Source organism: Dickeya fangzhongdai (assembly GCF_002812485.1).
Classification (GTDB): Bacteria; Pseudomonadota; Gammaproteobacteria; order Enterobacterales; family Enterobacteriaceae; genus Dickeya; species Dickeya fangzhongdai.
The window spans coordinates 1,821,484-1,832,061 of the sequence record NZ_CP025003.1; the positions used below are offsets into that span (position 1 = coordinate 1,821,484).

10 protein-coding genes and 2 pseudogenes are annotated in these 10,578 nt (G+C 47.9%); 8 read left to right on the forward strand and 4 right to left on the reverse strand.

Annotated features, from left to right (window positions below; genetic code table 11):
* The first annotated feature begins 129 nt into the window (after positions 1-129).
* Together patD and ygjG are read left to right on the forward strand one after the other, a co-directional pair.
* The gene (patD, locus tag CVE23_RS08255) at positions 130-1,566 is read left to right on the forward strand and encodes an aminobutyraldehyde dehydrogenase (protein ID WP_100849277.1); all 1,437 of its coding nucleotides are present in this window, start codon (positions 130-132) and stop codon (positions 1,564-1,566) included.
* Between the two features lie 278 nt (positions 1,567-1,844).
* A complete protein-coding gene (gene ygjG / locus CVE23_RS08260; RefSeq protein WP_100849278.1) occupies positions 1,845-3,263 on the forward strand; it encodes a putrescine aminotransferase in 1,419 nt (472 codons plus the stop codon).
* Positions 3,264-3,368: 105 nt separating this feature from the next.
* Here the strand turns inward: ygjG and CVE23_RS08265 are convergent, their stop codons facing one another.
* Positions 3,369-3,671: a hypothetical protein gene (locus CVE23_RS08265; RefSeq protein ID WP_100849279.1), complete on the reverse strand. Its 303-nt coding sequence runs from the start codon at positions 3,669-3,671 to the stop codon at positions 3,369-3,371.
* Between the two features lie 520 nt (positions 3,672-4,191).
* Here CVE23_RS08265 and CVE23_RS22705 point away from each other — a divergent pair.
* The 3 genes from CVE23_RS22705 (at position 4,192) to CVE23_RS08275 (ending at position 5,476) form a co-directional block, all read left to right on the forward strand.
* Positions 4,192-4,470 (forward strand): hypothetical protein, encoded by a 279-nt coding sequence (locus CVE23_RS22705; protein ID WP_145958413.1) that lies wholly within the window; start codon positions 4,192-4,194, stop codon positions 4,468-4,470.
* A gap of 251 nt (positions 4,471-4,721) precedes the next feature.
* Positions 4,722-4,997, forward strand: a complete 276-nt coding sequence (locus CVE23_RS08270) for an ECs_2282 family putative zinc-binding protein (RefSeq protein ID WP_100849280.1) — start codon at positions 4,722-4,724, stop codon at positions 4,995-4,997.
* The gene (locus CVE23_RS08275) at positions 4,997-5,476 is read left to right on the forward strand and encodes a hypothetical protein (RefSeq protein WP_100849281.1); all 480 of its coding nucleotides are present in this window, start codon (positions 4,997-4,999) and stop codon (positions 5,474-5,476) included. The genes CVE23_RS08270 and CVE23_RS08275 overlap by 1 nt, the downstream gene beginning before the upstream one ends.
* Positions 5,477-5,690: 214 nt before the next feature.
* On the opposite strand, the gene CVE23_RS08280 is transcribed toward CVE23_RS08275, so the two are convergent.
* A complete protein-coding gene (locus CVE23_RS08280) occupies positions 5,691-5,942 on the reverse strand; it encodes a hypothetical protein (RefSeq protein WP_100849282.1) in 252 nt (83 codons plus the stop codon).
* 90 nt (positions 5,943-6,032) lie between these two features.
* Between CVE23_RS08280 and CVE23_RS08285 the strand changes: the two are divergent.
* Positions 6,033-6,149: pseudogene (locus tag CVE23_RS08285) on the forward strand (transposase); the annotation flags it as partial.
* Positions 6,150-6,367: 218 nt separating this feature from the next.
* On the opposite strand, the gene CVE23_RS08290 reads toward CVE23_RS08285, so the two are convergent.
* A complete protein-coding gene (locus CVE23_RS08290; protein ID WP_100849283.1) occupies positions 6,368-7,390 on the reverse strand; it encodes an IS110 family RNA-guided transposase in 1,023 nt (340 codons plus the stop codon).
* 66 nt (positions 7,391-7,456) lie between these two features.
* Between CVE23_RS08290 and CVE23_RS08295 the strand changes: the two are divergent.
* Positions 7,457-8,451, forward strand: a pseudogene (locus CVE23_RS08295) (IS3 family transposase); the annotation flags it as partial.
* Positions 8,452-8,666: 215 nt separating this feature from the next.
* Complete coding sequence (locus CVE23_RS08300) at positions 8,667-8,855, forward strand: hypothetical protein (protein WP_100849284.1); 189 nt, start codon at positions 8,667-8,669, stop codon at positions 8,853-8,855.
* Positions 8,856-9,136: 281 nt separating this feature from the next.
* Here the strand turns inward: CVE23_RS08300 and CVE23_RS08305 are convergent, their stop codons facing one another.
* A complete protein-coding gene (locus CVE23_RS08305; protein ID WP_100849285.1) occupies positions 9,137-10,126 on the reverse strand; it encodes a DUF4365 domain-containing protein in 990 nt (329 codons plus the stop codon).
* Positions 10,127-10,578: the final 452 nt, after the last annotated feature.

Consider the following 10,578-nt stretch of genomic DNA (forward strand, 5'->3'; position numbering starts at 1 on the left):
GCGGCGCGCGCGTCGTCGCCGTGAAGATGGCAGGTATTTTGCACTATTTGGCACAGAGGTCTTTTACACGAGTGTTTCGCAATACAACCGCTACGGTACGTCTACAGCTATCGCTTCGAGGGACAGGGTATGCACGACAATTTACTGACTGACATGTTGATTGACGGAAAACGGGTGTCGGGCAAAGGGGAGCCTTACACGGTATACAACCCGGCGACCGGCGAAGCCATCGCCGCCATTGCGCAGGCGGACCTGACACAGGTGGATGCCGCGGTAATGGCGGCGGACGCCGCGTTTGCCCATTGGGGGCAGACCACGCCGAAAACACGCGCCGCGCTGCTGCTGAAACTGGCGGACTTGATTGAGGCGCACGGCGAAACGCTGGCCCGGCTGGAGTCGCTAAACTGCGGCAAACCCTATCACGCGGCGCTGAATGATGAAATTCCAGCGGTGGCGGACGTGTTCCGCTTCTTCGCGGGGGCGGCGCGCTGCCTGAACGGTTCGGCGGCGGGCGAGTATCTGGAAGGGCACACCTCAATGATTCGCCGCGATCCGGTCGGCGTCGTCGCCTCTATCGCCCCCTGGAATTATCCGCTGATGATGGCGGCGTGGAAGCTGGCCCCGGCGCTGGCGGCGGGGAACTGCGCGGTGCTGAAGCCGGCGGAGCAAACGCCGCTGACGACGCTGTATCTGGCCAGCCTGCTGGCCGACCTGTTCCCACCGGGCGTGGTCAATATTTTGTTCGGACAGGGACGAGAAATCGGTGATGCGCTGACCGGCCACGAACGGGTGCGCATGGTATCGCTGACCGGTTCGATCGCCACCGGTTCGCATATCATCGGTAATGCGGCGGCCAGCGTAAAACGCACCCACATGGAACTGGGCGGCAAGGCGCCGGTGATTGTGTTTGACGATGCCGACCTGGAGCAGGTGGTGGACGGTATTCGCAGTTTCGGTTTTTACAACGCCGGGCAGGATTGCACCGCCGCCTGCCGCCTGTATGTGCAGCGCCCGGTGTATGAACAACTGGTGACGAAGCTGGGCGAGGCGGTCGCTACCCTGAAGATTGGCGCGCCCGACGACCCTGCCACCGAACTGGGGCCGCTGATTACCGCCGAGCAACTGGAGCGGGTCGCCGGTTTTGTCGATCGCGCCCGCGCGCAATCACATATTCGGCTGATCACCGGCGGGGAGCGGGTGCCCGGCGGCGGTTACTATTTTCAGCCCACGGTTCTGGCGGATGCCCGGCAGGAGGACGAAATCGTCCAGCGGGAAGTGTTTGGCCCGGTCATCTCCATTACGCCGTTTGACGACGAAGCGCAGGTGGTGGCGTGGGCTAACGACTCACGCTACGGGCTGGCGTCCTCGGTGTGGACCCGCGACATCGGTCGCGCCCATCGCGTCGCCGCCTGCCTGGAATACGGCTGCACCTGGGTCAATACCCACTTTATGCTGGTGAGCGAGATGCCGCACGGCGGCCAGAAGCTGTCCGGCTACGGCAAGGACATGTCTGTCTACGGTCTGGAGGATTACACCGTGGTGCGGCACGTCATGATCCGTCATTGACGGTATGACGAGTATGGACCGGTGACGAAAAAGTGCCCGGTGCTGGGGCGGATTGCACAGCAATAGTGCGTCCGCCTTGTTTTTTGAGCGTTTTTTGCTCTTTATAAGGCTGCTAACGGCAGGGGGTGATACGAAATATATTATTTTGTTTATAAAGTGTTTCAAAAATAGACAATGGCAGGAGGAAATCGTGATTTCCAAATCGGGTGGGCAAGTGGTGCGTTATATGCATTACTTAAATTGGTATCACGTGATACCTCACCCCCAAGGAGCTCATTTTGTCCAGACCACTGTCACATCTTAACCCGCTAGAGTGTTCTCAGCAGGCCCTTGACTTGATTATGAGCGATACCCTATCCGCCGACGCGATGGCGGCGCTCAACCATGAAACCCTTAACGCTTTTCGTGAATACGTCAATCCCGGTTTTCTGGAGTACAGAAAATCCGTCACCTCCGGTGGCAGCTACGGTGCGGTAGAATGGCGCGCCAGCGGCCCCAACACGCTGCTTGATACGCAGGGCAATGAATACCTCGACTGTCTTGGCGGCTATGGCATTTTCAACGTCGGTCATCGTAACCCTACGGTGGTGGCGGCGGTGGAAAAACAGCTGTCCAAACAGCCGCTGCACAGCCAGGAACTGCTGGACCCGCTGCGCGCCATGCTGGCGAAAACGCTGGCGGCCATCACGCCCGGCAAGCTGAAGTACAGCTTCTTTAGCAACAGCGGTACCGAGTCGGTGGAAGCGGCGCTGAAGCTGGCGAAAGCCTATCAGTCTCCGCGCGGCAAGTTCAGCTTCATCGCCACCCACGGCGCGTTCCACGGCAAGTCGCTGGGGGCGTTGTCTGCTACCGCCAAGCCGGTGTTCCGTCGCCCGTTCATGCCGTTATTGCCGGATTTCCACCACGTGGCGTTTGGCGATATTCAGGCTATGCGGCAGAAAGTCGAACAGTGTCAGCGCAACGGCGAAGGCATCGCCGCGGTGATTCTGGAGCCGATTCAGGGTGAAGGCGGGGTAATCGTGCCGCCCGAGCAGTATCTGCCCGCCGTTCGCGCCTTGTGCGATGAAATTGGCGCGTTGCTGATTCTGGATGAAGTGCAGACCGGCATGGGGCGCACCGGCAAGATGTTCGCCTGCGAGCACTATGGCGTACAGCCGGATATCCTCTGTCTGGCCAAGGCGCTCGGCGGCGGCGTAATGCCGATTGGCGCGACGGTCGCCACCGAAGAGGTGTTTTCGGTGCTGTTTGACAACCCGTTCCTGCATACCACCACGTTTGGCGGCAACCCGCTGGCCTGCGCGGCGGCGCTGGCGACGGTCAACGTGCTGTTGCGCGACAATCTGGCGGAGCAGGCGGCGCGTCAGGGGGCGTTTTTGCTGGCTGGGCTGCGACGGCTGGCGGCGGCGTACCCGGACCTGATCGTGGAAGCGCGCGGTAAAGGGCTGTTGCAGGCAATTGAATTTAAAGAAAACGCGATTGGCTATGCCTTTGCCAGCGAACTGTTCCAGCGCCGGGTGCTGGTGGCGGGCACGCTGAACAACGCCAAGTCGATTCGCATCGAACCACCGTTGACCATCACCCACGAACAATGTCAGCACGTACTGCAGGAGGCTGAACGAGCGCTGGCGAGGCTACGGGCAACCGGTGTGGATGACGCCAAACCCAAACCTATCAATAAGGAACTCGCACTCCAGTGAACACCCACCCTTATGCGTTCAGCCCGGTGCTGAGCCGATACGTTAAGCCAGTCTGATTATTCGACTGGCTTTTTTTTGGCAAATCTGTCGGGTATTGAGGCGAAATTAAAAATTATATTCGCTGAGATTGTCTGCTATCGGCTGATTTCCCTTGTACTTATGTCTGCGTTCGTTCTGCTGCTTTTTCGCCGGCTTGCAGTATTTATCCACTTTCCGCTCAATGTCCCGCTGGCGTGATTTAGGCAACGCGCTGTCCCACTCTCCGGAGAAATATTGGCATTCCTCCGCGTTATTTAAAAAACGTTGCACGTCATCAGGAAAATGAACGGTATTCGCTAACGTAACCTGCCACGGTAACAGGAAAAAAAGGATGGTGATTCTTGAACTGTTGTCACGGATTCTCTGCATTTTATTCACTTATATTGGGAGAGGTAAAGAAAACTGTTGCAAATCAAAATGACAAATATCGATTTGATATCGACTGATGTTTCAATAGTGTTGTTATAGAGGTAGTAATCACATGGTTCTTACCATAGAATTGAAAATTAGTAATTTTAAACTTGGTGATTGATGTGGTGAGATATATTGTCAAGTTTCTAAGGGCGCTTGCAAGCGATATTTTATGGGGTGTGATTCCCGTTATTCTCATTGTAATGTGTGCCGTTATCACATTGGAGTTTTTTCCAGAAGTATGGGGGCGATTAACGTTAGGATTTACAGCAGTGGTTTTGGTCTGTGTTTGGTATAGAAAATAACAGTGGTATAGCTATGCTACTGGGTTTTCCTCACATAAGCGTTTTTGTCTCACGAATTATATACGAAAATGTCTACCGTGCTATGTGATTATGCAATTGATTTATATTTTAATGAGGATTCCTGATGTTGCGTGATCTTTTTAAATTTGGCTTGCTAACAGGCTTGGATCTCTATGCAATTGCGACGTGCGCAAAGTAAAGGAATGTTGTTAAGATTCTTTGTTAACTTCCCTTCAATACGTGCAGCTGTCTGCAATGGGGAATACCTTAAACGACGTGGCCGTCTCAATCCTGACTGGGATCGCGCATTGTTTCATCCGGGTTGGGGAGAGGTGCCGATGGTTGGGCTAAAAGGTACTGTTTACTGGTTTGTGGGGTTTGATAAGGAGCATCTTCCTGTCGAGTTGCAGCCGTTGTGGAAAGATGCCTGGCTTGTATTAACTCTGGTTTGATTCAGTGCAGCACACAATCAAATCTTACAGTCAGCTTTGAGCTGTGAGTTCAACCGATGGATGCAACACACTGGTTAACCGCTCTGTGAGTGATTCATAGTCTAGCGTTTTTCTTGGCCTCTCCTTCTTTACGAAGAAATGACTTCAGTGATATAATATATAAGGAATAATTGATTTTAGTTTCTAAATTTTGAACCAATAAAATTCATATTTCTGGAAATTAAAATTGGTATATAAAAATGAGGAAATATATGAAATTGAATCCTGAAAAATACAATAGAAAAATCACCCTACTATGTCCTGTATGCGGGAATTCAGAGATGGAATATGTTGAAGAGTCTGAGATCGTCAAATGCGTAGGATGCGGAAAGGTATTCACTAATGATGAGTTAATCCAAGAAAATGGCGTAAGCATTGATGTATATGTCGATGAAATAAAAGAAAAATTAACGAAAGATATACAAAGGCAGTTTAAAGACACACTGAAGAAAGCGTTTAAAGGAAGTAAAAACATAAGGATCAAATAATGACGACAAGTGACGTTATCGCTTTAGCTGCGCTTGTAGTATCAATCTACACCATCATATCATCCGAAATTAAATCAAGAAAAAACAATATAGAGCAGAAGGTTATCAAGGATGAGCAAGATAGATTACGTAAGCTTCTTCTGGAAAAAGAAACAAAGTCAGCTATTAATGAGATGAAAGCTGAGCTTGGTGCTCGCCTCGTAAAAATAGCCAGGAATGATTACAGGCTAAAAATATACAACAGAGGTAAAGTCGAAGCTAGAAATGTTGAAATTCATTTCCCTGATAACGACGGTGATGAATACCTTGTATTGTCTGATGTAGAAGACAAGTTCCCATATGAGATATTGCACCCGCAACATGGGATTGAGATCATAGCGGGACTAAGTTTCGGAAGCAAAACCAAATATCGAATAAAACTCATATGGGATGATGATTATAAGAGAGGAAATGAAGAGGATTTTTTCATTTCTTTATAAAATAATTCACATGATTACTTTATGCCAAAGAGGCTGCTGTGGAAGATATTTTCGCAGAAGTCTTTTTAATTTTTCGGACATTTGAACTTAGCTTTGACAAGTATTGTATCATCAAATTTGGCGATGTAAATGCATGCCCTGCATGTAGTAAGTAGCTGATTAGAACTTTATTTAAATTACGTGGCTGGGATTTTACCAACCATGCATTTAATCATCAAAGATTATTTGGATTATCCATCATTCTCAAACCAGCCCAATCAGTTACCTCTGATACAACTAGGCTATCGTCACTATCAATGAATTTTTGAAAGTGATCTCGTAAATTTTTTGATTCACCAGATGTAGGTCGAGTTAAACACCAGTTAGACTCAGGCATACGCCGAGCACCAAGTCTTTTTAATTCATCAATAATTTTTGAATAATCTTTGTTTTTAACCAAATCATAACTCATAAAATATAGTGCCATGATGTCCCTCTGTAAGTATCCCACCAAACCGAACCATTCACTTTTAGAGATCTTCCGACATACTGATTATGTCCCGTTGAGGAGATCGCTATGCGCAAAGCCCGATTTACCGAGCACCAGATCATCGCCGTTTTGAAGTCCGTTGAAGCCGGACGTACCGTCAAAGACGTCTGCCGCGAAGCGGGAATATCCGAGGCTTCGTACTACATCTATGGACTACCTCCGTTTTGCAAGCACTGATTCTGGTTTTGGGTTGTTGCTTACATCTATCCGGCATCAGGAAAACCTGTGCCCAAATGGGTAATCCGCACACGATCGCCTCAACAACTGGACGGCCTCTGAGGCCAGTATAAAAATCAGGTTCCGATTGTGCAGGTGCAACCTGTCACCATTTCTCAGTACACTGCAACTTTTCTGGCTGGGAATTAACTTCCGGCTGCCTGATATTCTGTATCATTTCTCAGCATCGACCAGATTATTCTCGCGTTCTTGTTAGCTACCGCCACGGTCGTTTTATTAAACCCTCGCCGTTCCCTCAACTGATTAACCCACTGATGCAGACAGCTATCATTCTTATTCGTGGCAACCCTGACGACAGCGCGGGCACCATGAATAAAAAGAGTCCGCAGATGCTTGTCGCCTTTTTTCGTCATATTCATGAGAACTTGCCTGTCACCACTTGAGTGTTGCCGGGGAACCAGACCAAGCCACGCGGCGAAGTGACGACCATTTTTAAATTCAGTTCCTTTGCCAATAGCGGCAACAACAGCCGTTGCCGTTTTAGGACCAATACCTTTAACTTTGGCAATGCGCTGGCAGGCTTCAGATTGCCTGAACACAGCCTCTATTTCTTTATCAAAAAAGTTTATGCGACGACCAAGATCGTTAAAGAGATCATAGAGTTCTGCAATCGTCCTGCGCATTCTGGTACTGAGACCATTTTCTGCATCTTCAAGGATCAGCGGAACTGCATGACGAACTCTTGAGATCGCTGCACCGATTGTTATTCCCCGGTCGAGCAGCAGTCCTCTGATTTGACAGACGGTTGCAGTACGATGATTGACAATACGTTGTCTTGCACGGTGCAGAGCCTGAATATCCTGCTGTTCGGGACTTTTAGGCGGAACAAACTGCATCGTGGGTTGCATAAGGGCCACAGCTATCGCCTGTGCATCATTACCGTCATTTTTTTGCCCGCGAACAAAAGGTTTTACATACTGTGGGCTGATGACTTTTACTTTATGTCCCAGTTTTTCAAACTCGCGTTGCCAGTAAAATGCCCCTGTTGACGCTTCGATACCAATCAGACAGGCAGGAATATTTGCCACCGTCTGGAGTAATTCTTTTCGGCCGGTACGTTTTGTATAAACCGGTTTGCCAGCCTGGTTTAATCCGCAAAGCTGGAAAACATTTTTAGCCAGATCAATACCCAGAAATACGATATTCATGGTGACTCTCCTGTTGAGCATATTTCGTACAGTTAACCGCAGGGGGAGGAGGTAGTCCATCCCATTAACTGGAAAGCGAAGTTTGGCGGAATGGAAGCCTCTGATATCAAAAAGATGAAAGATCTGGAGGACGAAAACCGGCGACTGAAACAGATGTTTGCCGATCTCAGTCTGGAGTGCCGGGCACTCAAAGATGTTATTGAAAAAAAGCTTTAAAACCAGCGATAAAGCGTGAGCTCGTCAGTTATCTGACCGCGCAGTTTACGATGAGCATCCGCCAGGCATGCAGGACGTTATCGTTGAGCAGGACGGTCTATTTTTATCAGCCTGACACCCGGCGTGATGAGCCGGTCATTCAGGCACTGACCGACATGGCGGAACGCTATCCGCGATACGGCTTCAAGAAGTTGTTCCAGAAGCTACGCAGGCAGGGGCATGCATGGAATCACAAACGCGTTCATCGTATTTATTGCTTACTGAAACTGAATTTTCGTCGTAAAGGAAAGCAACGTTTGCCCGTGCGTGATCCAGCACCATTGGCGACGCCGGAACACCTGAATCAGAGCTGGTCAGTGGATTTTATGCATGATGCGCTGGTATGCGGCAGACGTTTTCGTACGTTTAACGTGGTGGATGATTTTAATCGTGAAGTGCTGGCGATAGAAATTGACCTGAATATACCGGCACAACGCGTTGTTCGGGTGTTGGACAGGATAGTGGCAAACCGAGGGTATCCGCTAAAGATGCGGATGGATAACGGCCCGGAGCTGGTTTCGCTGACGTTGGCACAATGGGCGGAAGAGCATGGTGTAGCACTGGAATTTATTAAACCGGGCAAGCCGACACAGAATGCCTTTATCGAACGTTTTAACCGGACGTACCGGACAGAAATACTGGATTTTTACCTATTCAGGACACTGAATGAAGCGCGGGAAATTACGGAGCGCTGGCTGCATGAATATAACAGCGAGCGTCCCCATGAATCGCTGAATAACCTGACGCCGGAGGAATATCGGCTGATGGCTGAAGACCCGGAAATCTCAAAAAGTGTGTGGAACTAAAACGGGTGCGCTTACACCTCGTTATATGCTTTTTAGCCTAGCCCAAAAGTGATGAGAATAACCCTAATCACAATATACAGTGCCATTCATTACATTACCAACCCACATTTAGTTGATCGAAATCAAATAGTTAACAAAAGCACCAAGGAATGCTTGTTTGGTTTTTGGCAAGGGATTACTGTCGATTTATGTACAACAAGAAAGGAGGAAGATGAATGCCTAAGTCAGACTGGGACTATGTAAATACCTCACAAGATTACGAACTTAACGACCTTCTAAGCAAGTATGGATATAGAGAAACAGCAGCGAACAGAAAATTACTTAAAGATAATCTACCGGCGAACACAAAACACGGTGATGTCGCTAAATTAATTCACAATATCAGAGGATTAGAGAAAAAATAATCGGTTCGCATAATGACGTTGTGCTCAAGAGGCCGCTGCAGGATTCGATTTTCGTAGCGGTCTTTTCAACCTTGCTGACATGCGGACATCTGAACTTGGCTTCGACATACTGACCTGCTCCCAATAGATTAATCTTGCACAATATTAGCAACGTCCGCTCCTGACACGAAGCTGTCAAGCCGAAAGTGTTAGGGGCAGCTTTGAGCGAATTGCGGACATAACGCGCGCATTTACGGCTGGTTTAGATCGCAGCAGAAAAACAGTCCGACAACATGCGCTTGTTAGGCATTTTTTAAGTACTCCCGTTGAATTTTATTAGTAAGTTCAATCCTCTGTATCTCGCTTGGGGTAAATAGCAACTGCACAAAACCCTCTTGTGCGGCGTGTAAAAGCCCAGTATCTTCTATTTTTTCTTCCGCTTTTAACCTATATTCTAATTCATGGATGAGCCGTACTAATTCTTTACCTCTAGAGGTCAGTGGTGCCATAAAAGATGGCTGCATTGCACGATCATACCAGTCAATCATACAGTCAGAGAAATCAACATCAGCTATACGCTGGTGCACGATGAACTTTATATACTCAAACAGAAAATTATGTTCTGAGTCGCCCACTCCGACACCAAAAGGTGAATTTTGATTATGCAATTCAACTTCTGCCACGGTCATTGCTACATCCATACTAAAATATAAAGAGCGACAGATATTAGTTAAGCCGGAGCAGAAAAGATTGAAATATGAGACAGGAAATGAAGCATTGTCACTTTTAGACTTAATCAAATAGTCAAGAACCTCTTCGACCGACATGAAGTCTTGATCTATGACCGCAAATCCTTCAAAGAGTGTTTTAGCACTGGTAGATTGTAAGACATTTGATTTGGGTATGGTAATACCCTTTACATCTGTTGGCTTGGCAACTCTTAACACTTGGCGAGCATCTTGCCAATAACTTAAATTAGTATCTGGGTTGTGAATAATTATGAGTACAGGCAACGGAAATATTTCCCAGTAAAATCGGTGCTTCTCTTCTGGGTGGAAAACCCAATCTCCGTTGCTTTCCTTAAAAAAGGATGGCCCTGACTTTATTTGAACAGCTATCATCCTTCCCGTGGCAAATCCCTCGGGGCTAACATACTCAATCTGACCATCAATTCCAACGTCAGCCATTGGAGTTTCACGCCAAATCTGGCCAATTTTTGCTATAGCTTCTGCGACAGCATTTACACCTAATCTTTCTTGAGAATTAGTCTGGTTATATTTGGGTAAATTCATATTTTCCTCGATTGCTTAATGCCGGCCCTAGTAGCTACAGAATCTGGCACAGAATTGCGCCAGTAATTTAAGTAACAGGTTTTGCGGTCCGTTGCTTTTTTTGCCTTCTTTTGTGATTTCCACTCAACCCAAATTAATAACTAACTATCTATTTTTAAACAGTTTTCACTCAATCCGAGAAAACAATCCCGACAAAATCCGTACTATCTATTTGCCAGTTGTTCGAAAATTAATTCATTGTCATTTGCTGTTTTTTTACCAGTGATTTTGAAGCTTTTTGGGGACACTGTAAAGCTACACCGGACTGCGTTTGTCCGCTTCACGCCCTAAACCACAACGTGTCAGCTCAAATCTGAGCGAATAAACGTTCATCGTTCACTACCCGCCCCTCTATTAAATTAACTCGCCTCACCCCCTGTCCTTTTTCCTTCACTATTTCGTCATCCACGCTT